This is a genomic window from Williamsia sp. D3 (assembly GCF_000506245.1).
Lineage (GTDB): Bacteria > Actinomycetota > Actinomycetes > Mycobacteriales > Mycobacteriaceae > Williamsia > Williamsia muralis.
In genome coordinates, this window is the sequence record NZ_AYTE01000031.1 from 464,562 (window position 1) to 488,019 (window position 23,458).

General features: G+C 64.9%; 21 protein-coding genes and 1 pseudogene. 5 read left to right on the plus strand and 17 right to left on the minus strand.

What is annotated here, in order from left to right; translation table 11 throughout:
• Positions 1–8: 8 nt before the first annotated feature.
• The 5 genes from dnaE to lspA form a co-directional block, all read right to left on the minus strand.
• On the minus strand, positions 9–3,557 hold the full coding sequence (gene dnaE, locus W823_RS50125; protein ID WP_023961042.1) for a DNA polymerase III subunit alpha: 3,549 nt from the start codon (positions 3,555–3,557) through the stop codon (positions 9–11).
• Between the two features lie 156 nt (positions 3,558–3,713).
• Complete coding sequence (locus W823_RS50130; protein ID WP_369792649.1) at positions 3,714–5,012, minus strand: protein kinase; 1,299 nt, start codon at positions 5,010–5,012, stop codon at positions 3,714–3,716.
• Position 5,013: 1 nt separating this feature from the next.
• Entirely contained in the window at positions 5,014–5,700 is a 687-nt protein-coding gene (locus W823_RS50135) for a hypothetical protein (protein WP_023961044.1), read from the minus strand.
• Positions 5,701–5,703: 3 nt separating this feature from the next.
• The gene (locus W823_RS50140) at positions 5,704–6,630 is read right to left on the minus strand and encodes an RluA family pseudouridine synthase (RefSeq protein ID WP_023961045.1); all 927 of its coding nucleotides are present in this window, start codon (positions 6,628–6,630) and stop codon (positions 5,704–5,706) included.
• The gene (lspA, locus tag W823_RS50145; protein WP_369792650.1) at positions 6,623–7,303 is read right to left on the minus strand and encodes a signal peptidase II; all 681 of its coding nucleotides are present in this window, start codon (positions 7,301–7,303) and stop codon (positions 6,623–6,625) included. Before lspA ends, W823_RS50140 begins: the two co-directional genes overlap by 8 nt.
• 24 nt (positions 7,304–7,327) lie before the next feature.
• Between lspA and W823_RS56800 the strand changes: the two genes are divergently transcribed.
• The gene (locus W823_RS56800) at positions 7,328–8,311 is read left to right on the plus strand and encodes a hypothetical protein (protein ID WP_023961047.1); all 984 of its coding nucleotides are present in this window, start codon (positions 7,328–7,330) and stop codon (positions 8,309–8,311) included.
• A 65-nt stretch (positions 8,312–8,376) separates the two neighbouring features.
• Here the strand turns inward: W823_RS56800 and W823_RS50155 are convergent, their stop codons facing one another.
• Positions 8,377–8,919: a hypothetical protein gene (locus W823_RS50155; protein ID WP_023961048.1), complete on the minus strand. Its 543-nt coding sequence runs from the start codon at positions 8,917–8,919 to the stop codon at positions 8,377–8,379.
• Positions 8,920–9,066: 147 nt separating this feature from the next.
• Between W823_RS50155 and W823_RS50160 the strand changes: the two genes are divergently transcribed.
• Positions 9,067–9,999, plus strand: coding sequence for an asparaginase (locus W823_RS50160; RefSeq protein ID WP_023961049.1), 933 nt, complete (start codon positions 9,067–9,069; stop codon positions 9,997–9,999).
• Positions 10,000–10,062: 63 nt separating this feature from the next.
• Here W823_RS50160 and W823_RS50165 read toward each other — a convergent pair whose 3' ends face one another.
• Entirely contained in the window at positions 10,063–11,628 is a 1,566-nt protein-coding gene (locus W823_RS50165) for an HNH endonuclease signature motif containing protein (RefSeq protein WP_081729863.1), read from the minus strand.
• Positions 11,629–11,764: 136 nt separating this feature from the next.
• Entirely contained in the window at positions 11,765–12,424 is a 660-nt protein-coding gene (locus tag W823_RS50170; RefSeq protein ID WP_023961053.1) for a 1-acyl-sn-glycerol-3-phosphate acyltransferase, read from the minus strand.
• A gap of 53 nt (positions 12,425–12,477) precedes the next feature.
• Here W823_RS50170 and W823_RS59700 point away from each other — a divergent pair.
• Both W823_RS59700 and W823_RS59705 read left to right on the plus strand, forming a co-directional pair.
• Positions 12,478–12,636, plus strand: a pseudogene (locus W823_RS59700) (TetR/AcrR family transcriptional regulator); the annotation flags it as partial.
• Between the two features lie 99 nt (positions 12,637–12,735).
• On the plus strand, positions 12,736–13,050 hold the full coding sequence (locus W823_RS59705; protein WP_369792655.1) for a TetR-like C-terminal domain-containing protein: 315 nt from the start codon (positions 12,736–12,738) through the stop codon (positions 13,048–13,050).
• Positions 13,051–13,053: 3 nt separating this feature from the next.
• Here the strand turns inward: W823_RS59705 and W823_RS50180 are convergent, their stop codons facing one another.
• Together W823_RS50180 and W823_RS50185 are read right to left on the minus strand one after the other, a co-directional pair.
• Positions 13,054–14,415 (minus strand): DNA polymerase IV, encoded by a 1,362-nt coding sequence (locus W823_RS50180; protein WP_038254064.1) that lies wholly within the window; start codon positions 14,413–14,415, stop codon positions 13,054–13,056.
• Between the two features lie 67 nt (positions 14,416–14,482).
• Complete coding sequence (locus tag W823_RS50185; RefSeq protein WP_023961059.1) at positions 14,483–14,944, minus strand: nitroreductase/quinone reductase family protein; 462 nt, start codon at positions 14,942–14,944, stop codon at positions 14,483–14,485.
• Between the two features lie 114 nt (positions 14,945–15,058).
• On the opposite strand from W823_RS50185, the gene W823_RS50190 reads away from it, so the two are divergent.
• Entirely contained in the window at positions 15,059–15,805 is a 747-nt protein-coding gene (locus tag W823_RS50190; protein WP_031332990.1) for a WHG domain-containing protein, read from the plus strand.
• On the opposite strand, the gene ileS is transcribed toward W823_RS50190, so the two are convergent.
• From ileS to pgeF, 7 genes are all read right to left on the minus strand, one after another.
• Positions 15,802–19,032 carry an isoleucine--tRNA ligase gene (gene ileS, locus W823_RS50195; RefSeq protein WP_304413081.1) on the minus strand — a complete coding sequence of 1,077 codons (3,231 nt, stop codon included), beginning with the start codon at positions 19,030–19,032 and terminating at the stop codon, positions 15,802–15,804. The two genes, W823_RS50190 and ileS, sit on opposite strands and share 4 nt — an antisense overlap.
• A 239-nt stretch (positions 19,033–19,271) precedes the next feature.
• Entirely contained in the window at positions 19,272–19,628 is a 357-nt protein-coding gene (locus W823_RS50200) for a hypothetical protein (protein WP_023961062.1), read from the minus strand.
• Positions 19,629–19,648: 20 nt separating this feature from the next.
• Positions 19,649–20,473, minus strand: a complete 825-nt coding sequence (locus W823_RS50205; RefSeq protein WP_023961064.1) for a DivIVA domain-containing protein — start codon at positions 20,471–20,473, stop codon at positions 19,649–19,651.
• A gap of 338 nt (positions 20,474–20,811) precedes the next feature.
• Complete coding sequence (locus W823_RS50210) at positions 20,812–21,093, minus strand: YggT family protein (RefSeq protein WP_023961068.1); 282 nt, start codon at positions 21,091–21,093, stop codon at positions 20,812–20,814.
• Positions 21,094–21,159: 66 nt separating this feature from the next.
• Positions 21,160–21,885, minus strand: coding sequence for a cell division protein SepF (locus W823_RS50215; protein ID WP_023961070.1), 726 nt, complete (start codon positions 21,883–21,885; stop codon positions 21,160–21,162).
• A gap of 97 nt (positions 21,886–21,982) precedes the next feature.
• Positions 21,983–22,744 (minus strand): YggS family pyridoxal phosphate-dependent enzyme, encoded by a 762-nt coding sequence (locus W823_RS50220; protein WP_023961072.1) that lies wholly within the window; start codon positions 22,742–22,744, stop codon positions 21,983–21,985.
• Entirely contained in the window at positions 22,731–23,444 is a 714-nt protein-coding gene (gene pgeF, locus W823_RS50225; RefSeq protein WP_051406644.1) for a peptidoglycan editing factor PgeF, read from the minus strand. Before pgeF ends, W823_RS50220 begins: the two co-directional genes overlap by 14 nt.
• Positions 23,445–23,458 lie beyond the last annotated feature (14 nt).

The window sequence follows — 23,458 nt, forward strand, 5'->3', positions numbered from 1 at the left end:
GTGCAACCTCAGGTGGCCAGGCAGGAGGGCCCCAACAGCGCCTTGAGGTCACCCATCAGCGCCGACGTCGGGTTGACCCTCAGCTGGTCGTCGAGTTTGAGGGTGGTGGCCTTGTCGCCGCTGATCAGGCGCACGTGCACATCGGCGGTGCCAGGATGGCGCACCAGTACCTGCTTGAGCGCACTGACGCGGTCCGCGGTACACAGCCTGGTCGGCATCGTCAGGGAGATCGGCTTCCCGACGCCCACGTGAGACAGGTCCGGAACCGCGAGGTCGTTGGCGGAGATCATCATGCTGTCGTCGCGCAGATTGACCCGTGCCTTCACCAGCACCACCGCGTCCGATGCGATGTCCATGCCGTACGCCTGGTAGGCGCGGGGGAAGAAGTAGACCTCGACCCCACCGACCATGTCCTCGATCTGCACCACCGCATACGACTCGCCCTTTTTGTTGACACGCCGGGTCACCGCGGAGATGATGCCGCCGATCACGATCTGGGCCCCGTCCTTGACGTTGCCCTCCAGGAGCGAGCTGATCGAGGTATCGGTCTGGGCAGAGATGACGTGCTCGACCCCGTTGAGTGGATGCCCGGACACGTACAGTCCCAGCATCTCTCGCTCCAGTGCGAGTTTGTGCTTGGTGTCCCACTCCTCGTCCGGGACCTTGACGGCGAAGGCGTCGTCGGTCATCGCACCACCGTCACCGCCGGCGTCACCGAACAGGTCGAATTGGCCGACGGCTTCGGCCTTTTTGGTACCCAGGACAGCGTCGACCGCATCGGCGTGGACCAGGAACAGTCCTTTACGGGCGTGACCGAGCGAGTCGAAGGCGCCTGCTTTGATGAGCGACTCGGTGACCTTCTTGTTGCAGGCCGTGACGTTGATCTTGGCGAGGTAGTCCGAGAAGCTCGAAAAGTTCGACTTCTCTTCGCGCGCCGCGAGAATCGAGGCGACCACACCTGTTCCGACGTTGCGCACCGCAGCGAGTCCGAACCGGATGTCGTCACCGACGGCCGCAAAGTTCTGCTGAGAGTGGTTGACATCGGGTGGCAGCACCGTGATGCCGAGGCGCCGGCAGTCGGCCAGGTAGATCGCGGCCTTGTCCTTGTCGTCGGCAACAGACGTGAGCAGACCGGCCATGTACTCGGCCGGGTAGTTGGCCTTGAGATAGGCGGTCCAGAACGAGACCAGCCCGTAGCCGGCTGCGTGCGACTTGTTGAAGGCGTATCCGGCGAACGGGAGGATGGTGTCCCACAGTGCCTTGATCGCCGCTTCGGAGAATCCGTTGTCGAGCATTCCCTGGCGGAAACCGGCATACGCCTTCTCGAGTTCGGACAGCTTCTTCTTACCCATGGCCCGACGGAGCAGGTCGGCCTGTCCGAGCGAGTAGCCGGCGACCTTCTGGGCGATCTGCATGATCTGCTCTTGGTAGACGATCAGGCCGTAGGTGTCGGCCAGGATCTCCTTGAGCGGGTCCTCGAGCTCGGGATGGATGGGGGTGACCGGCTGCCTGTTGTTCTTGCGGTCGGCGTAGTCGTTGTGGGCGTTCATGCCCATCGGCCCGGGGCGGTACAGCGCGAGCACCGCAACGATGTCGCCAAATCCCGTGGGCTGCATACGTTTGAGGAGCTCACGCATCGGCCCGCCGTCGAGCTGGAACACGCCGAGGGTGTCTCCCCTGGCGAGCAACTCGTAGGTCTTGGGATCATCCAGCGGCAACGAATCCAGGTCGAGATCCATGTTGCGGTTGAGCTTGAGGTTGTCGATCGCGTCGCCGATGACCGTGAGGTTGCGCAACCCCAGGAAATCCATCTTCAACAGGCCGATGGCCTCACACGAGGGGTAGTCCCAGCCGGTGATGATGGCGCCGTCCTGCGGGCGCTTCCATACCGGGATTGCCTCGGTCAGCGGTTCGGACGACATGATCACCGCGCAGGCGTGCACACCGGCGTTCCGGATCAGCCCTTCGAGCCCCAGTGCGGTGTCGTAGATCTTCTTGACATCGGGATCGGTCTCGATGAGCTGGCGGACCTCGCTGGCCTCTTTGTACCGATCGTGCGTGGGATCGGTGATGCCCGCGATCGAGATGTCCTTGGCCATGATGGGCGGCGGCAGTGCCTTGGTGATGCGGTCAGCGATGGCGTACCCGGGCTGACCGAACTGGACGCGGGCGGAGTCCTTGATCGCGGCCTTGGTCTTGATGGTTCCGAACGTGATGACCTGAGCGACCTTGTCGCTGCCCCACCTCTCGGTGGCGTAGCGCACCATGTCGCCGCGGCGGCGGTCGTCGAAGTCGATGTCGATATCGGGCATCGACACACGCTCGGGGTTGAGGAATCGCTCGAAGAGCAACCCGTACGGGATCGGGTCGATGTTGGTGATGCCCAACGCCCAGGCCACCAGCGAACCGGCGGCCGAACCACGACCGGGCCCCACCCGGATGCCCACCTCGTTCGCGTGCCTGATGAGGTCCCCGACCACCAGGAAGTACGCGGGAAAGCCCATCTGGATGATGACGTCCAGCTCGTAGTTCGCTCGCTCGAGGTACTCCTGCGGCACCTCGCGGTCCGGGAACCGCCGGGTCTTGAGACCTTGGGCCACCTCTTTGCGCAACCATGTCTGCTGCGTTTCGCCTTCCGGCACCGGGAACACCGGCATCCGGTCACGGTGTTCGAACACCTCGGCGTAGCTCTGCACCCTCTCGCCGATGAGCAGGGTGTTGTCGCAGCCACCGGGCACCTCTTTGTCCCACAGCTCGCGCATCTCGGCGGCCGACTTGAGGTAGTAGCCATCGCCGTCGAACTTGAAGCGCGTGGGATCGGACAGTGTCTTGCCGGTCTGCACACAGAGCAGGGCCTCGTGGCTCGCCGCGTGGCCCTTGGTGACGTAGTGGCAGTCGTTGGTGACCAGGGGCGGGATCCCGAGCTTGCGGCCGATCTCCAGCAGCCCGTCGCGGACCCGGCCTTCGATCTCCAGTCCGTGTTCCATCAATTCGAGGAAGAAGTTCTCTTTCCCGAAGATGTCCTGCCATTTGGCGGCCGCTTCGAGCGCCTCACGCTCGTGGCCGAGACGCAGACGCGTCTGCACCTCGCCGGACGGGCAGCCGGTGGTGGCGATGATGCCCTCGGCGTGAGCCGCGATCAGCTCGGCGTCCATACGTGACCACTTGCCGAGCTGACCTTCGATGGATGCCAGCGACGACAGCTTGAACAGGTTGCGCAGACCGGTGGCGTTCTCGGCCACCATCGTCATGTGGGTGTAGGCACCCGAGCCCGAGACGTCGTCGCCCTTCTGCTCTCGATTTCCCCAGAGCACCCGCTTGGTGTTGAAGCGCGACTCCGGCGCGATGTAGGCCTCGATACCGATGATGGGCTTGACCCCCATGTCGGTGGCGACGTTGTAGAACTCGCTGCCGCCGAACATGTTTCCGTGGTCGGTCATGCCGATCGCGGACATCTCCAACCTCGTGGCCTCGGCGATCATCGGTTTGACCTTCGCCGCCCCGTCAAGCATCGAGTACTCAGTGTGGTTATGCAGATGCACAAACGAATCCGACACGCGTCGCCTCTCATTTCGAACTCTCGAGCGCCTGCGCCGGCCACCGGAGACGGGGCCGTGACGCAAGGTCTTCAGTCTAGGCGGGGGTACCGACGCCGGCGGGCAGGCGCGTCCGACGCCTCCCAGAGTGGTGACGCATGGTGCTGATGTGACAACTCAGGCCACGAGCAGGATGGCGATCAGTATCGCGATCGCCACCACCACCAGTCCTACGAGCAGCGCGATCATCACCGCATTGGAACCCGACGGCGCACCGGTGTTGTGTCCGGCAGCGCCTTGGCCTGACTGCGGGTGCACGGACCTCCCATGAGCCGTGGGCGCCGGGGTGTGCTGAAATCCCTGACCGTACTGCTGGGAGACAAGATGCTGCGGGGGCGGTGACGGCGCAAACCGCTGGTGGGTCGGGGGCGTTCCGGCGTCAGGGCGTGCGATGGGCATCGGCGGCGGCGTGGAGGTGATGGGTCGGTGTGCCGCCTGGGCCGGGTATCCGACGGGCCCGTTTGCCTGCCGCAACGCGGACTGCAACGCATCGGTGAACTGGCGGCAGTTCGCGAATCGGTCATCGGCTTCCTTGGCCATGGCCTTCGCAATCACCGAGTCCACGGCAGGCGGCACCGACGGAACCAGTTCCGAGAGCTTGGGGACCGGCTTGCTCAGATGACCGCTGATCGCGTCCGCCGTGCTGTCGCCACGGAAGGGCACCCGGCCCGCGATCAGATGAAAGACGGTGGCGGCCAGCGAGTACTGGTCGGTGCGCGGATCGACGGGCTGGCCCTTGAGTTGTTCGGGTGAGGCGTACGACAGTGTCGCGAGGACGGTGCCCACCACGGTCAGCGACTCCGTTTCGTTTGCTGCCTTCGCCACACCGAAATCCGTGAGCAGCACGCGCTGCTCGTCATCCTGGAGCGAGTAGCGCCGCTCGATCCCGTCGCCGTATTCGTCGCTCTCCACCTCCGACAGGAGGATGTTGGCCGGTTTGATGTCCCTGTGCAGCAAACCCTTGCGATGGGCGTAGTCGAGTCCTCTGGCGATCTCACCGGCGATCCGCACCACGCGCTCAGGGGGCAGACCGACGTCCGAACCGGCCTTCTCCTGCGCCCGATGCAGTTCCTGCGCGCAGTCGGTGCCGGGGACGTACTGCATTGCGATCCACAGCATGCCGTCGTTGCGGCCGCGGTTGTAGATGGTGACGATGTTGGGATGATCCAGCCCCGCCGCGACCTCGGCCTCGCGCAGGAAGCGCTTGCGGAACTGTTCGTCGGCGCCGACCTGTTCGCCGAGGACCTTGATGGCATCGCTGCGGGGAAGTTCGGGGTGTTTGGCCAGGTAGACGGCGCCCATACCGCCACTACCGAGAGCGCGCTCCACCCGGTACCCCGCTATCCAGGATCCCGGCTGCAACATGATCTCCCCTAACCGGCCTCCGTCCGCGGGAGGGCCGTCTTCGGAAGACACCTTATAACGACCTAGGCGGCCGGGACCTCGCCACGTCGGGCCCCGGGCCGACCACCGTGGTAGCAGAGGGCAACAGCGGGATGACGGTGAACAAGCCGGCGAGCGCATCAGGGGGCAGTGCCTGGACCGCGCGGACACCCGGTTCCCCGGCGATCGATCGGAGTTGCCCGAGATCTGCCCGTACGACTATTCCGATCAGGCATGAGCAGCTCGCCTGCAGCCGTCGGGCCGCGACCTCGTTCACCTGCTCGGCTCTCGGCGTACCGGGTGTCCGGCTCATCACGGCCTGTGCGCCCACCACCGACGACGCGGCGAACGACTCGCTGGTGTTGCCGGCCGGCACCACCACGGTGGGCGTCTGCACGCGATCAATCGGCACGTTGAAGATGTTCTGCGACAGCATTACCCGTGGCCGGGAACCGACCAGATCCCACGCTGCACCGACACTCACCGGCGCCGACAACGACACCAGGGCCCAGCGTGACGAGTCCGGCGAGGTCGTCCCCTCGAGCGAACGCGTGGCCCGAGCGATGTAGTCCGACACCTGTTCGCCGTTCTCCGGACCCAAGATGTCGGTGGTGACGGGGGCGGTCGGCGCAGGGTTGAGCCGCCCGACCACATAGAGGCCGCCGACGACGAACACCAGGACGGCGACCGCCACGACGGTGGTGCGAGCTGCGACCTTCACCTGCTAGCCGGCACGCAATTCATCAAGCGCATGCTGCAAATCGTCGGGGTATGGGCTGGTGAACTCCACCAGACGACCGTCGGAGGGGTGGGCAAACGACAGTGCGCGGGCGTGCAGCCATTGGCGCTCCAGCCCCAGCCGTTTGGCCAGTACCGGATCGGCACCGTAGGTGAGGTCGCCGCAGCACGGATGGTGCAGAGCCGAGAAGTGCACTCTGATCTGGTGCGTCCTCCCCGTTTCCAGATGAACGTCGAGAAGGCTTGCCGCGCGGAACATCTCGATGGTGTCGTAGTGGGTGATGCTGGGCTTGCCCGCCGCGGACACCGTGAACTTCCAGTCATTGCCGCGACTGCGACCGATCGGGGCGTCGATGGTGCCGGTGGGCGGGTCCGGATGACCTTGCACCACAGCGTGATAGCGCTTGTCCACAGTTCGCTGTTTGAACGCCCGTTTGAGCAGTGTGTAAGCCCGTTCCGACGTGGCGACGACCATCACCCCGGAAGTCCCGACGTCGAGGCGGTGCACGATGCCCTGCCGTTCGTGCGACCCGGATGTGGATATCCGGAAACCCGCGGCAGCCAGTCCACCGATCACCGTAGGTCCGGTCCATCCCACCGACGCGTGTGCCGCGACGCCGACCGGTTTGTCGACCACCACGATGTCGTCGTCGGAGTAGATGATCTCCATGCCCTCGACCGGCTGGGCCTCGATGGTGAGCACGCGGGCCGGTGCCGGTAACAGCACCTCGAGCCATTGACCGCCGATAAGCTTGTGCGACTTGCCGACCGGCGAACCGTCGACGCTGATGTCCCCGTCGTCGGCGAGCTGAGCCGCCACCGTCCTCGACAATCCGAGCATGCGGGCAACGCCCGCGTCGGTGCGCATTCCGTCGATCCCGTCCGGGATCGGCATCGACCGTGATTCACGCATCGGGTGCCTGACGGTCGCTCTGCGTCGAGCCGGTCGCGGTGTCGGAGTCGGTCAGGGCGGGGTCGTCGGCGTCTTTTGCTCCACCCGAACGCGTTCCGTCGAACTCGAATCCGAACAGGGTGAGCACCACCAGACCGATCGCGCCGCACACCACGGCGGAGTCGGCGACGTTGAACACGGGCCACCAGCCCACCGACATGAAGTCGACCACATGGCCGCGCAGCGGGCCTGGGGCCCGGAAGATGCGGTCGATCAGGTTACCGAGAGCACCACCGAGCACAAGACCGAGACCGAGCGCCCACCAGATCGAGCCGAGCCGATGGCTGTAGCGGATGATCCCGGCGACCACGGCGAGCGCGATCAGCGTGAGGATCCACGTATAGCCGGTGGCCATCGAGAATGCGGCGCCGCTGTTCCGTACGAGCTTGAAGGTGACGGTGTCGCCAATGATTTCCACCGGGTCGCCGGGTTCGATCAGGGCGACCGCGACGATCTTGGTGATCAGGTCGGCAACCAGCACGGTGACCGCCACGACCAAGAGGATCAGCCACATCCTGGGACGGGTGGGGTTGCCCGTCGTGCTGTCGGCCGGGGAGGGCGTGGGCTCGTTCGACGGCCGGGGTTCGCTCGACGGTCTGGACCCTTTCTCGCTTGTCACCTGTCCATCATCCACGACCCGGTCGATACGCTGGCTGCCGTGTCCCATCCAGCTCTGGCCCGCGCCACCTCCGGCCCCCTGTCGTCCCGTCTGCTCAGCACGCCGGTTGTGATCTCCGCGGTGACGGTTGTGGCGATCGGGCTCGCCGGTTGCGGTTCCGATGACGAACCGCCGCCTCCGCCGCCGTCGGGGTGCGCCACCGATTCGACGGCGGGTTCCAGCTCTGCGGCGCTCTTGCCGGTGCCTCCGGCGAAGGTCACGGTGGAGACGAACGGCGCCGAGCCCAGGTCGGTGCCGGTCGCGGGATTCGATCGCGGGACCGCGCAGTCGGCGAAGTTGGTCACCACGTCCACGTTTGCTTCTGCGACCGGGCAGCAGGATGCCGACTCGGGCGCGACCACGGTCGATCTGCCGATGACGGTCAGGGTCAACTGCACGGACGCAACCGACATCGATCTCCGGATCGGAGATGCAGGTTCCCCCGACACTGCCCTGGACCAGGCGCTCGAGGCCCAGAACGGCTCGCGCGCGGGCATGAGCATCGGGCCCGGCGTGGCGCCCATCTCGCTGCGAATACTGCCGACCGAGAAAGCCGACGACAGTGCCCGTCAGGCCGTCGAAGAAGCGCTGGTCGCTACGCTGCAGCGGTCTGTGACCCTGCCGACCGAGCCGATCGGGGTCGGGGCGCGCTGGCAGGCCGTTCGGACGGTGAACGCCGGGGCGACGGTGCGTCAGACGATCACCGCCACTCTCACCGCCCGCGAGGGCGAGCGGCTGACCATCGACTACAGCATCGACGAGTCGCCCACCGACTCTGCGTTTCGGCTCCCCGACGGTGGCGTGTTGACCATCGACGCCTACTCGATGACGGGGGCCGGTTCAGTGGTGATCGACCTGGCCAGGGGCGTGCCGATTTCGGGCCAGCTGAAGATCTCTGGTGGCCGGACCCTCGTCGGTGCCGAGGGAGCACAACCGTTCAGTCAGCTGCTCGGCTTCGATTCGGCGTGGTCGCCGGCCAACTGACGTCGACACAAAAAAGCGCCGCAGACGACATGTCGTCTGCGGCGCTTTTGGTTCTGATGTGGGTGTCAGCTAGTTGCTGGGCACATCGGGCTCTTCTCGTTGGCTCCGCTGAGCAGCAGGCACACCGTCGTCTTCGACAGCTTCCAGCGTCCTTCGTTATAGGCGATCAGCGCCTCGACCTGCGTCTGCGGCTGGTCGGGGAAGTTGATCTTCACGTTGGCCTTGGCCTGGTTGGCTCCGGCGGGACGCACGGGGGCGACGATCTCGTAGGTGACGTCGGGGTTGGCCTTCATACCCGCGATCAGCTTGTCGAAGATCTCCGGATCCGCATCCGATCCCTCGACGAGTTCGGTCTTCTCGGTATTCGGGATGTTGGGGTCGAGTGCGGTCACCAGCATGTCGTTGAGCGCGGCGGCCGTCGGCGGCTTCTTGGGGTCGGTGAGGACGCCGTCGCCGCCTGGGGCGGTGGAGCCGCTTGGCCCGGCATCCGAGGTGGTGGTGGTCGTGGTGGTGGTGGGGTCACTGCTGCCGCCGTCATCTGAACAGGCAGCGATGGAAACAAAGGCGCATAGTGCGACGCCGGCGGTCACGAACTTGCGAAGCTTCAAAATCCGTCCTTACTCATTGTCACCGCTACCACCGAAATGGAGGCAGTGAGAACTAGTCGGTCGGCCGCTTGGGCCGTCGGTCCTGCCCCACTATGCCAAAAACATGTCGAGTTGACGCATAGCGGTGAAGCCGTCGAAGCTGGCGGCGTGGTCAGAACACAACCTCTGGTGTCGATTCTCACCACCGGTGGCACCATCGCCAGTCGCCGATTTGCCGATGGCGCGCGTCCGGCGCTGGCCGCTGATGAGCTGGTGGCGGGCAGTGCCGAAGCCGGCGTCGAGCTTCGGAGCCGCGAGGTGCTCCACCTCGATTCCTCGTCTCTGCTGCCGGAGGACCTCGACGCGGTGCGGTCGGCGGTGGTGGCCGAGCTCGAGGATCCATCGGTGACGGGAGTGGTGCTGACCCACGGCACCGACACCATGGAGGAGACGGCGATGCTGATCGATCTGATGCACGCCGACCCCCGGCCGGTGATCATGACCGGGGCCCAGCGTCCGGCGGATTCACTTCACGCCGATGGTCCGGCGAACTTGTCCGCTGCCATTGCTGCGGCGGTCGATCCCTTGTCTCGCAGGCGAGGGGTTCTCATCGCGATGGGTGGCTCGCTGGTACCGGCTCGTGGCACCGCCAAGTTCGACAGTGCCGCCGATGCACCTTTTGCCACCGTGCGCGCCGATCTCCCCCGGGCTCTGCTCCCGCCGACCTCCATCGCCGGCACGAGGGTGGACATCGTGATGTTGTATCCCGGCGTCGACCCCTCGATCATTGGTTGGTGCGCGGGCGCGGGCGCGACGGGAATCGTGTTGGTAGCCACGGGTTCCGGTAACACGCACACCCGGGTGGTGGATGCGGTGGCCGATGCCATCGGCCGTGGCGTTGTGGTGGTCGTGTGTTCCCGGGTTCCGCGGGGAGAGATCGTCGCGACGTACGGCGGCGGCGGCGGCGCTGTTGATCTGGCCGCCCGTGGCGCGATCATCTCGCCGTGGTTGCGGGGGCCCCAGGCACGAATTGCGTTGCAGGCGTTGCTCGCCGGTGGCGCAGGGCATGCCGATGTCGCGGAATTTTTCGCCGCCGAGTAGACGTCCGGCCCCTGAGCTCGCGCGCCGGCGCCTTATGTGCGCTTGGGCCGCTTACTACTTGGATCAATTCGGTGATTCGTCGCAGTCACCCGTGTCGTCATTGTCTGGGCTCGCAATCAACTCGGCCACGTTGTGTTGCTGGAGCTGCATGCGTTCTTCGCGTTCAATGAGTGCTTGTTGTCGTTCGGTGATGATGTTTTGCCATGCCGCTTCGATGGTGTGGTCGGTGTGGTGGGCCCGGTTGATGCGTGGGTGTTGGTCGGGGTCGATGTATGTGGGTGGGATCCAGGCGACTCGTCCGGCGTCGGGGCCGTCGGTGACCATGACTGTCTGCCATTGATCCTCGCCGGGTCCGATCATCTTGTGGTGAGGCGGACACGCAGGCGCGAGTTCGTCGACGTCGGTGTGTCCGCCGTCGGCCCAGGCGGTGGTGTGATGAATTTCGGTCCAGGAGATCGGGTTACGACAGCCCGGGCTGGTGCAGCCTCGGTCTTTAGCGAACAACGCCATCCGCTGGCCTTGTTGGGCAGTGCGTTTGGCGCGTCCGAAGTACAGGACGTCGGCCGTGTGGTTGGCGAACACCGCCAGTGATTTGTCCGACCGCGCCGCCAACTCCAACGCATCCTTCACGGGTACATCGACGCCGGAGGCGGTATGGGCGATCCCCGCGGCCTCATCAAGCTGCTGCTTGGTCATCGTGATGATCACCTGCACCGGCAGGCCACGGTGGGAGCTACCGAGCAGTTTGTACTCCAAAATGGTCTTCATGATCGCCTTGAAAGCATCATGCTGACGCTGGGCTCTACTCCGGGAATCGCGCCCCGCGGCAGCCTCGATGATCGCCGGATCCATGGTCGGATCGTCAGCAGCGCCGGTCGGTGAGTTCGGGTCATCAGGATTGTTCATTCCCGGTGCGGCCCATACATCCATCACCGTGCGAAACAACGCCAACGTCTGAGGGTCGAGGTTGCCGGTGATTTTGGCCATCATGTCCAACCCCTGATCACCATCAGACAGGCCGCGGTTGCGTCTGCGGTCGGCATCATCGGTCAGTGAGCCATCGGGATCAACCCGGGCCAACACTTCCCGACCACACACCTCGAGTTCGGTGGGAGTGGATATGCGGGCGTTGTCGGTCATCCACGCATCGACCACGTCATAGACTTCCGGTGCTGATTTGTGCGGAATCTTGTCGCGGACTTTGAGCATCACATCCATGTGCGCCAACCCAATTGCCCCGTCGGCGAGGGCTTGGGCAGCGGCCGGGCATTTCGGGGGCAGCGGCTCGCCTTGCATCGACATCAATTCGCCGGCAGCATCCAGTGCTTTCAACCGCGATGACGCATCACCGCGAGACACCCGCAGCTCATTCATCACAAACCGATGCAACGTCGAATGACCAGCCTTACGAAACAAGCCCCGATCATTGACCTCCTGCAACCGCTTGAGGCCCTGAAACGTCAGTGCCCGAACCACTCTCTCGTTCACCCGCACCAACTCAGCAACCTGCACATCATCAACGTCCACCGACGACGCACTAGCAATCCTCTGCAGCAGCGCATCAAGATCGCGATACAACCCCACCAACACCGGCATTGGCGGTGGATCCACCGTCACCGAATCACTCATCGACAAGCCCCCCAGCCCTCGAACCCCTTTCACCGAGTCTACCAACAGAACCGGACAATGTCGAACACATGTTCTATTTCAACTCTGTCCCCCACCTACGATGAAAGGGGGCCAAATTTATTGGTAGAGAGAACAATCAAGCAGCGCGCTGCGTGTAGCTGTCGACATACTGCTGGCCCGACAATCGCGAGAGGGTCGCCATCAGATGGTCCGTGGCCTCACGTACATCCGTTGAACTATCGGCCGAAAACTGCGACAAGACAAGGGGCTGCCCGACTACGACGTCCACCTTGCCAGGCCGCCACAGCCGCGCGCCAGGAGGGTTCACGCGGTCGGTTCCCTTGAGCGCCAAAGGCACAACCGGCGCACCCGTCGTCAAGGCGACACGCATCACGCCGGTTCTCCCCCGGTGCAGCAGCCCATCTCTCGATCGCGAGCCCTCAGGGTGGATGCCCCACACACCGCCGGCACCGACGATGGCGACAGCTTCATCGAGTGCGGAAACGCTTGCGGCACCCCCTCGGCGGTCAATGGCAAGTTGCCCGGTGGCCGAGAAGAACCACCGCTGCACACAGCCACGAATACCCGTGCCCGTGAAGTACTCCGCCTTGGCGACAAAGGTGACCCGGCGCGGCAACACGAGAACCATCAGCAGAGAGTCGACCACCGCCAAGTGGTTCGCCGCCACGATCACAGGTCCGGTCGGGGGAAAGTTCGACAACCCGACAACGTGTGGACGCGCGACGAGCCGCAGAAAGGGACCGATCAAGACATATTTGAAAACCCAGTACCACATGGATCGACCTCCTCTTGTAGACATCGTCTACTCCGTTGGTAGACACTGTCTACATGGCGGATCCTCCAGATACAAGAGCGCTCTTGGTGCAGGCAGGCATCGAACTCGTCGACTCTGCGGGGCTCGCTTCGGTCGGACTCAGATCGATTGCGCGACACGCGGGCGTGTCACACGGAGCGCCAAGACGCTATTTCCCCACTCACCGGAGCCTGTTGGCGGCAATCGCAGCGGCCGGCCTGGACGATCTGAAAACAGCTATGGCGGAGTCAGATTCGGAGCCGTCTACTTCACCGAACACAACACTGTCAGCGATGGCTCGCGCTTACGTCGATTTCGCCGCACGCCGACCCGGGATGTTCGAACTGCTGTTCCGCCACGATCTACTCGAAGGTGGTGGCGAAAACTTGCGCGGCACGACGATCCCCATGCTCACGACCGTGGAGGGGCTGGTCGCGACCGTTGTCGGGCGCGACCAGGCGAGCAGCCGAGCCTTGTTGCTGTGGGCGTCGATACACGGAATCGCCTCGCTGACCGCGACTCGCGCGCTCGACGTGTTCGAGACAGACCTCGACGCCATGGTGACCGACGCCGTGTTTGTCCACCTGCATGCAGCCGCCGAGCAGTGATCGTTACTCATCCTCGTTCGCGAACCGGAGATGTTCTTCCGGCCAATCCAGGCTGAGCAGTGGATCCGCCACTTCCAACTGCGGATCGTCCAGCGAGAACGTCTTGGCGAATCCCGGCCCGCCACTTCGTGTTTCGAATCGAACCGTGACCCGGCCGTGTCCGCTGCCCTGGACCCACCCGTGCCCGTACTCGCGATGGTGCACATCGTTGCCGGTGGTCCAACGCAGTCGGTCGGCGTTGGGGTCGCGACCGCCCGGGTGGTACATCTCCTCCGATGTCGATTCCGCGCTTGACTCCGGGGCCTCGAAAGTGGAGTCGAGCTCGGGGAACATCGCAAACTGCTGCACCGCCGTCAGTCCCGAGAAACCAACGCCGACAAGGCGGATGGGCCCGATCTCCTGGGGATCCAACGCTAGTCGCTGCGCGGCAGCAGTGAGTACGGGCAGCTCGGTGGTCGCAGCCGCAAGAGTGGTCGACCGGGTCAGCACCGACATGTCCGACTTCTTCAGTTTGACCACCACCGTGCGCGAGCCCCGCCCATCGGCGAGCAGTCTCCGATGCGCAGACGTCGCAGCCCGCTCGACAGCACCGCGCAGATGCCCGAGGTCGGTGATGTCCTCGGCAAAGGTCGATTCGGCGCTGATCTGCTTGGCCGATGCCCGTTCAGCGACCGGCCGGTCGTCTATCCCCTGAGCCAGCAGGTGCAACCCGGGCCCGACGGTGGCACCGAGAACCGACGACACCTCCAGCGTCGACATTCGTGCAAGGTCTCCGATGGTGTCGATTCCCAAGCGCTGCAGTCGCTCCCCGGCGACCGGGCCGATGCCCCACAGTTTGCGCACGGGCAGCCGGGCGAGGAACTCGCGCTGCTCCCCCGGCGTCACCACCACCACACCGTCCGGTTTTGCCATACCCGACGCGATCTTTGCGATCTGTTTGCCACTCCCGAAGCCGACCGAGGCGGCCAAGCCCAGCTCGTCCCGAATACGGGCCCGGAGGCGCTCGGCAAAAGCTGCGGCGACGTCGGCCGACGCGCCTGCCAGTTCGACCGGCTCGGCGAAAGCCTCATCGAACGACAACATCTCGATGACAGGAACCTGGGCGCGAATCAGACCGAAGACCCGCAGGCTCACCGCCCGGTAGACGGATCCGCGGGGCGGGAGGACGACGGCGCCCGGGCCGACCAGTCGGCGCGCTTGGTGCATCGGCATTGCCGAGTGTGCACCGAAAACCCGCGCCTCATAACTACAGCCGGCGACAACTCCTCGGCCGCCCAGTCCCCCGACCAGCACCGGGCGGCCTCGAAGTGTTGGACGGGTGAGCTGCTCGACAGATGCGAAGAACGCATCCATGTCGATATGCATCACCCACCGGGAACTGATGTTCCCGTCCTGCACCCGCACACAGTGATGGTATGCCCCATTCAGCGGATCAGCGGACGTGCACCGGCGTCAGCTCGAACACGGGAATGGCCGGGCCCGCGGCGATCAGTTCATCATCGCTCGAGCCTGCGGAGATCTTGACGGGCATCAACGACGCAACCTCCCAGCCCCAGCGCTTGAGATACGGGCGAAGCACCGGCGGCTTGTCCGCATGGGCCAGCTCGGTGACGCGGTAGGTCGTCGAAGTCCGGCCACCGCGCAGCGTGCACTCCCCCGACGCCCGCACATTCCTCGCCCACTGCGTCTCTCCGCGAGCACCGATCAGGAATGTCCGGCCGTCCAGACGCAACGGGTTGACCGGGATGCGCTGGATCGCACCGCTCTTGCGACCGCGGACCTCGAGCGTGCGGGCGCCGGCGAGAGTGATCCCACGGTCGGCCATCCACGCGACAACCGAGTTGAACACGGCAACGGACTTACCAGGCTTGTTGTAGTGGGTCGCGGCGGTCACGGTGGCTCCTGGGTTTCTCGAGTTGATGAGAGCACTGCTCTCTGATTCTCCGAGTGTGCGCCCCCGTCGCCAAAAGTGCAAGAGCACTGCTCTCTTTTGTGTGAAGATGGACGGGTGCCCCCGCAATCGCCTCACCGAGAGAAAACCGCGACGGAGTCGACGCCGCGCGCGATGGCCCGCGCCCGTACCCAGGAACGCATCCTCGAACTCGGCCGCGATCATCTGGCCAGATATGGCGCTGCGGCGCTGTCGCTGCGTGCCATCGCACGCGACCTCGACTTGGTCTCGTCCGCCGTCTACCGGTACGTCGCCAACCGCGACCAGTTGTTGACGCTGCTGGTGGTGGATGCGTACACCGAGCTGGCAGATCACGTGGCGGAAGCCAACGAATCGGCCGCCCCGGACGCATTCCGGGAACGACTGATGGTCAGCTGCCAAGCTTTCCGACGATGGGCAGTGGCCGAACCGGCCCGCTACGCACTGCTCTACGGCAGCCCCGTGCCCGGCTACCAGGCACCCGCAGAACTGACCACCGAGCCGGGCACTCGCGTCGTCGGACTGCTGCTGAAAACGTTGCAGCAGGCGGCATCTGCCGGGCGGATCGGAGATCGACCGAGATATGGCGACCTACCAGGTGCCGGCTTCGCACCGATCAGAGACGAGTTCGCCCTCGACATCGGCGACCAGCACGTTCATACGGCGATCCTGCTGTGGGCCACCACGGTTGGGCTGACCAGCCTGGAAGTGTTCGGCCAGTTCGGATCCGAACCGCCAACCGATCTGGAGGTCCTGTTCGACCTCCAGATCGGCGGCGTGCTCGATCGGATCGGACTCGGGCGCGACCAGTCGACGGGTGACTAACTGGCCGTGGTGGCCTTCGCCAGCGTCGCCTGCACACCGTCACCCAAGGCCACCCACTCGCCGGCGGCGTTGCCATCGTGACCGGCCACCAGGTCGAGCTCGACCGCAAGAACTTCCCCGGCGATCAGATCGCGGTGCCGCCGCGCCCACTCGACGTGGTTGTCGGGCACCGCGAGTGTCACGCGGATGCGGTCGGACACGTCCAGACCTGCCGCACGGCGCGCTTCTTGCAGCTCGCGGATGCGGTCCTTGGCCCAGCCCTCGGCCTCGAGTTCCTCGGTGACGGACGTGTCCAACACCACCAGACCCGCCCCGGCAGGCAGCTCTGCGGTCGACTCCGGCTGCACTGCAACGAGTTTGCGAGTGTACTCACCTTCGAGCAGCTCGATGCCGTCGGCGCTGACCACATCGACACCATCACGCTCGTCGATCGTGACGTTGCCGGCCTTGACCGCCTTGATGACGCGCTGGACGTCCTTGCCCAGACGGGGTCCGGCAACCCTGGCGTTCACCGCGAGCTCGACCCGGCCGTATTGGTCCGCATCGTCGGTCAGACGCACCGACTTCACGTTCATCTCGTCGGCGATCAGATCTGAATACGGCCTCAACCGCTCGGCATCGGCGGAGGCGACGGTCAACGACGGCAGCGGGAGGCGCACCCGGAGCTTGTTCGCCTTGCGCAGACTCGACGCCACCGAGCAGACGGCCTGCACATCGTCCATCGCCGCAACCAGATCAGGATCGGCCGGCAACTCGTCGTCGGCCGGCCAATCGGTGAGGTGGACCGAGCGACCTCCGGTCAGGCCCCGCCAGATCGCCTCCGTGGCGAGCGGCAGGAGCGGCGCCGCCAGGCGGCAGGCCACTTCGAGCACGGTGTACAGCGTGTCGAAGGCCTCGGGTGCGTCGTCCTGGCCCGCCCAGAAACGCGAACGCGACCGACGCACATACCAATTGGTCAGCGCATCGCAGAAGTGACGGAACTCGTCACACGCCCCCGCGATGTCATAGGTCTCCATCTGCCCGGTCATCACATCGCGAGTGGCCGCCGCCTTGGCCAGGATGTACCGATCGAGCACATTGGTCGAGCCGGTGCTCCACTGCGCAGGCCGGTCCGCATACAACTGCAGAAAGCTGTACGCGTTCCACAGCGGTAGCAACGCCTGCCGAACACCCTCGCGGATGCCGCGCTCGGTCACCACCAGGTTGCCACCACGCAGGATGGGAGACGCCATCAGGAACCACCGCATGGCATCACTGCCGTCACGGTCGAACACCTCGTTCACATCGGGGTAGTTGCGCTTCGACTTCGACATCTTCTGCCCGTCGTCGCCGAGCACGATGCCGTGGGCGGCAACGGTCCGGAACGCCGGGCGGTCGAACAGTGCGGTCGACAGGACGTGCAGGTTGTAGAACCATCCGCGCGTCTGCCCGTTGTACTCGACAATGAAGTCGCCCGGACTGTGTCCCGGTAGAGAGTCCGTTCCCTCGAACCAATCGGTGTTCTCGAACGGGTAGTGCACCTGTGCATACGGCATCGAACCGGACTCGAACCAGCAGTCCAGCACTTCCGGAACCCGTCGCATCGTCGACTTACCGCTCGGATCATCAGGATTGGCGCGGGTGAGCTCGTCGATGAACGGGCGGTGCAGGTTGTCGGGACGCACGCCGAAGTCGCGCTCGAGCTCGTCGAGACTGCCGTACACGTCGACCCGCGGGTACTCGGGATCGTCGGACACCCACACGGGGATGGGCGCACCCCAGTACCTGTTGCGACTGATGTTCCAGTCCTTGGCCCCTTCGAGCCACTTACCGAACTGGCCGTCCCGGATGTGCTCCGGCGACCACTCGATCTGCTTGTTGAGCTCCACCATCCGGTCGCGGAATGTGGTGACCGCGACGAACCACGAGGGCACGGCCATGTAGATCAACGGCTTTCCCGACCGCCATGAATGCGGATAGGAGTGCTCGATGGTCTCGTGGCGCAGGATCTTGCCCGCGGCTTTGAGGTCCTTGATGATCACCGGGTTCGCGTCGAAGACCTGCAGGCCCTCATAGGGAGCGACCAGGCTCGTGAATCGCCCGCCCGCATCCAGTGGTTGCACCACCTCGATGCCGTACGCGGTCGCGAGCTCCATGTCCTCTTCACCGAAAGCCGGTGCGAGGTGGACGATTCCGGTACCGCTGTCGGTGGTGACGTAGTCACCCAGCAGAACACGGTGCGCCCCCTCGTGACCCGCGAAAAAGTCGAACGGCGGGGTGTAGTGCACGTTCTCCAGTTCGGCACCTCGGTAGGTCCCCAGAACCTCGGGCTCCGAACCCAACTCACGTGCGTAGCTGCCGAGCAACGCGCTGGCGAGCAGGTACTGCTGCCCGTCCTCTCCGCGAACGTGACTGTATTCGAACTCCCGATTCACGGCGATGGCCAGGTTCGACGGCAGTGTCCACGGTGTGGTCGTCCAGATCAGGGCTTCCACCCCGTCGAGCGCGGCAGGACCGGTATCGCTGGGACGCAGGGTCATTCGCACCGTGACAGCCGGATCCTGGCGCATCTTGTAGGCGTCGTCGAGCTTGCTCTCCTGATTCGACAACGGAGTCTGCTCGTACCAGGAGTACGGCAGCACGCGGTAACCCTGGTAGATCAGGCCCTTGTCATGGAGCGCCTTGAACGCCCACATCACCGACTCCATGAAGTCGATGTCGAGGGTCTTGTAGTCGTTGTCGAAGTCGACCCACCGGGCCTGGCGCGTCACGTACTCCCGCCACTCGTCGGTGTAGCGCAGCACCGATGCGCGGCAGTAGTCGTTGAACTTCGCGACGCCCATGGTCTCGATCTGGGACTTGTCGGTGATCCCGAGCTGGCGTTCGGCCTCCAGTTCCGCAGGCAGGCCGTGGGTGTCCCAGCCGAAGCGGCGATCGACCTTCTTGCCTCGCATGGTCTGGAAACGCGGAACGAGGTCTTTCACGTACCCGGTGAGGAGGTGACCGTAGTGCGGCAGTCCGTTGGCAAAGGGGGGCCCGTCGTAGAAGACGAACTCAGGCGCGTCGGCGCGGTTGTCGATGGAGGCCCGGAACGTGCCGTCGGCCTGCCAGTAGTCGAGCACTCGCTTCTCGACATCGGGAAAAGACGGCGCTCCGGCCTTGGTTCCCCCGGTGAGATCGACCAGCGGGTACACGCGAGTTGCTGAGCCACTCGTCGATGGGGCTGATATCGGGTCCTGTGTGGTCACTACCGTCTCCTCGTGCGTCGGCTTTGCTGCCTGGCACGGGGACGAACCGATGAATCATCGGCCGCGGTACCACCCCGCTTGCGTCCGTGGGACGCCACTCGGTCGATCTGCCGGCGAGACGCCGGTAATCGTCGAGGCGTTGACGGGCCTCACCCGCCCGGTTCTACTGGGGACCGCCAGGGCGATCCTGTTCTTCCGAGAGCTCCCCGGTGATGGCCGGATCAACGCTGATAACAAGTCTAACGCGGCTTGTCTAGATGTATTTCCTCGGTGGGCGGGTCATCGTCGTACCGGTGACCCGGCGCATCCAAGTGATCCTGCGCATCCGCGTCCTGCTGATGCCCGCTCTGGTCTCGCAACTGCTCGGCTGACCCGGGGTCTGCTTGGTCGTCCCCGCCCGAGTCTGCCCGGGCGTCGTGGTCGGCCTGATCAGAGTTCGACCGGCGGCCGAGCCCGATCAGGTCTGCCAGCAGGAATCCGACTCCGATCACGCACACCACGATGCACGCGACCGCGAGCCAGAGGATCCCACTGATCAGCGCCGCCACCAGCAGGACGAATCCCACCAGTGTGGCGCCCAGCGCCAGCACCAGCACGGATCAGACCCCTACGAAAATCAGTTGTTCGGCTTGCTGAATCCGCCGGAGTTGGTGAAACCACCATTGCCGGGATCGGACGAGAAAGCGTCGCCACCACGTGCGTTGTCCACCGGTGCGGCGCTTCCACGCTGCTGCAACTCTTCGAGCTGGGATTCGAGGTACGTCTTGAGCCGCGTGCGGTACTCACGCTCGAACGTCTTGAGCTGCTCGATTCGACCCTCGAGCACCGAGCGCTGCTGGTTGATCGTGCCCATGATCTCGGTGTGCTTGCGCTCGGCGTCGGCCTGCAGAGCGTCGGCCTTCTCCTGCGCCTGCCGGGTCTGGGTCTCGGCGCGCGACTGCGCGTCGGCCAGAATCGCCTCGGAACGCTGACGGGCATCGCTCAGCATTGCCTCGGACTTCGAGCGGGCGTCGCCGACGAGGGCATCGGCACGTGCGCGTGCGTCGGCAACCATGGCCTCGGACTCGCTGCGCGCGTTGTTGGTCAGACGATCCGCGGTCTCCTGGGCCAGGCCCAGCACGCGGGCTGCCCGGATGCTCTGGTCCTCGTTGGAGGACTGCTGCGGCTGCTGCTGGGCCACCGGCTCGGGGGCCGGGGGCTGCTGCTTGGCGAAGGTCTGTGTCGCCGGCTCTTGCGCGGGCGCAGCCTTCTTGGCCTGATCCACCTCGCCTTCGAGCTCCTCGACGCGCTGCTTCAAGTCGGAGTTCTCTTCGATCAGACGCGCCAGTTCAGCTTCTACGAAGTCGAGGAACTGATCGACTTCGTCCTCGTTGTAGCCGCGCTTACCGATCGGCGGTTTGCTGAACGCGACGTTGTGCACATCAGCTGGTGTCAGCCGCATTGGTCGGTCCCCTTATACCTTGTGTCGAACATTGGTCTGCTTGTCTGGAGGTGCTGGCTGGCGTAGTCACCGCCCATGAATTCCACTTCTGACGCGACCCAGATCATGGATCAGTCAGCCATATTATTCACGATCGACATCTAGCCTGTAACTGGCGTCCATCCTGTCACACTAGAACCGTTCGTCGCACCCTTTGGTTGCTATGTCGAAATCAAACGGGTGTCAAAACGCACCATTTACTTCGGCGCGTCCCGAGTTTGTGACCCGTTCGTTATCAACCTACTCGATACTAATGCCCCCGCTTGCCATCCGGGGGTACGACCCGCGGTCGAATCCGGCTAGGCGGCGACCAACGACATCGCGATGAGAACCACGATCATCGTGATCATCAGCGAGAGGTCCAGGCGAACAGGTCCGAGCGGGATCGGCGGCAGAATTCGGCGCAGGGCCTTGATGGGTGGGTCTGTCGTGGTGAAGACAGTTTCGATGACCACCACCGAGGCTCCGGTGGGTCGCCACTCCCGGGCGAAGGTTCGCACCAATTCGATCACCAACCGACCGAGCAGAAGCAGCCAGTAGATGAAAAGGAGGTAGTAAATAATCTCGCGTGCGATCGTCACGCCACAACTCTGCCCGATTTCGGTCCCGGATGTGAAAACGACAGGCCGGCGGGCCCGTCGGCCGACCTACTGGTGGTTGTAGAAACCGGTTTCGGCGATCTTCTTGCGATCCTCGGGCGAGACGTCGATGTCGGCAGGAGCCAGCAGGAACACCTTGGTGGCCACCTTGTCGAACGAGCCGTGCAGCGCGAACGCGAGACCGGCGGCGAAGTCGACGAGTCGCTTGGCGTCGGCGTTGCTCATCTCAACGAGATCCATGATCACGGGGCTACCGTCGCGGAACCGCTCGCCGATCGTGCGCGCCTCGGCGTAGCTGCTGGGCCGCAGGGTGGTGATCTTGCCGAGCGGGTTGCCTTCTTCGAAGACCCGGTCGAGTTCTGCGCGCGGGTCGATGGCGAGGGCGCCCCGGGTGGAGGGGCCACCGACTGCGGAGGGCCGGGTGCCGACCGTGCGTGTGGCGAGCGGTTCGAGGCGACTCGTCATCCGTGCCGGCGCGGGGGCAGCAGCGTAACGGTCGATCGATTCGAACTGCGGACGCCGGGCGCCGGCGTAGGCGTACTCGGGAACGCGCTCGTACTCGCCGTCCCGGAAGTCGGCTTCGCGGTAGTCGCGGTCGTCCACGTCGTCGCGGTACTCGGCGCGGTAATCGCCTTCGCGGAAGTCGGGCTCGTCGCGGTAGTCGCGCTCGTAGCGGCGCGACCGCGCGGGAGCGGGATCGTCCAGGTAGTCGTCTTCGTAGTCACCGGGAGGGACCATGCCGAAGTACGCCTTGAACTTGTGGATGGTGCTCATCGCAATTCCTCTTTCAGCCGCGGCCGGTACTCGACAACTCCTGCAGTCCTGTTGCCACTGTTAGTCATGTTGTCGCTGTTACTGATGTGACTAACCGTTATGGCGAGATTAGCGGCCTGTCCCCCATGATCGCGGTACCGACACGCACGCAGGTTGATCCGTGTTGCACTGCGATCTCCAGGTCTCCCGACATACCGGCGGACAGCTCTCGCGCCGCGGGGTGCTGGGCCACGAAATCGCGGTGGATGCGTGCTGACTCCGCCATCCAGCGGTCCGCCGAACCGTGCAGCGGAGCGATGACCATCAGCCCGCACAGCACCAGGTTGGGTAGTTCGGCGATCGACGCGGCCAGCCCGGCGAGGTCGCTTTCCGCCACTCCCCCACGGCCTTTCGCCTCGTCATCGTCGAGGCCGACCTGAATCAGCACCTCCAAGGCGGCAGCGCGGTCACCATTGTCGAGGGCGACGCCGGTGGCGCGGTCGAGGGTGTGCGCCAACTTCAGGCTGTCCACCGAATGCACTCGATCAGCCCAGCGCGCAACGGACTTGGCCTTGTTGCGCTGCAGTTGACCGATCATGTGGAAGCGCAGATCCGTGCGGCCGGTGGCCGTTCGCACATCTTCGGCCTTCCGGCCGGCCTCGGGTTCCCGAGACTCACCGAACTCGGTGGCACCGGCCTCGATCAGCGCCAACACGTCCGCCGCAGGGAAGAACTTCGTCACCGGCAGCAGTGCGACCTCGGCGGGAGAACGACCGGCCGCCACACACGCCTCGTCCACGCGCCGGCGGACGCCGGCCAGATTGGCCGCCAGTTGCGACGCCCGTGCAGGGGACACCGACTCCTGATCAGGCACTGCCACTGTCCATCCAGATCACACAGGCCAGTCGGCCGGTCGGATTGTCGCGGCGATGACTGAAGAGCGCCGGATCCTCGATGGTGCACCGCGGGTCCTCGGCCACCGCAGAGACGCCCGAGGACAGGAGCTGACGGCGAATCCCCGCACGCAGGTCGAGTCCGGGAGTCCCCTTGGCGGTGCGGGTCGCGCTACCGGGGAGGTGCTTTTCGACATCGGCCTGCATCTGCGCGGGCACCTCGTACTGACGACCGCTGGCGGCGGGGCCGAGGAACGCACCGATCCGGCTGACCTTGGCGCCGGCTTCCTCCATGGCCTCGAGCGTGCGGGGGATGATCCCGATGCGCGCTCCGACCCGGCCTGCGTGCACTGCGGCGATTACACCCGCTGCCTCGTCACTGAGCATCACCGGTACGCAATCAGCACTGAGGACGGCCAACGCGAGGTCGGGCGTGGTGGTGATCAACGCATCGGTGGCAGGCACTGCGCCCGTCACCGGCTCGTCTACCCGGGTCACGTTGCGGCTGTGGATCTGCTCCATCCACACCATGCGCGCCGGGTCCACGCCGATCTTCTCGGCGAGGCGAAGCCGATTGCGGCGCACCGCATCCGGATCGTCGCCCACATGATCACCGAGATTGAACGACGCGTACGGACCGGTGGAGACACCACCGGACCGGGCGGTGACAACCCGCCTGATCCGTATCCCCACTGCGGGGC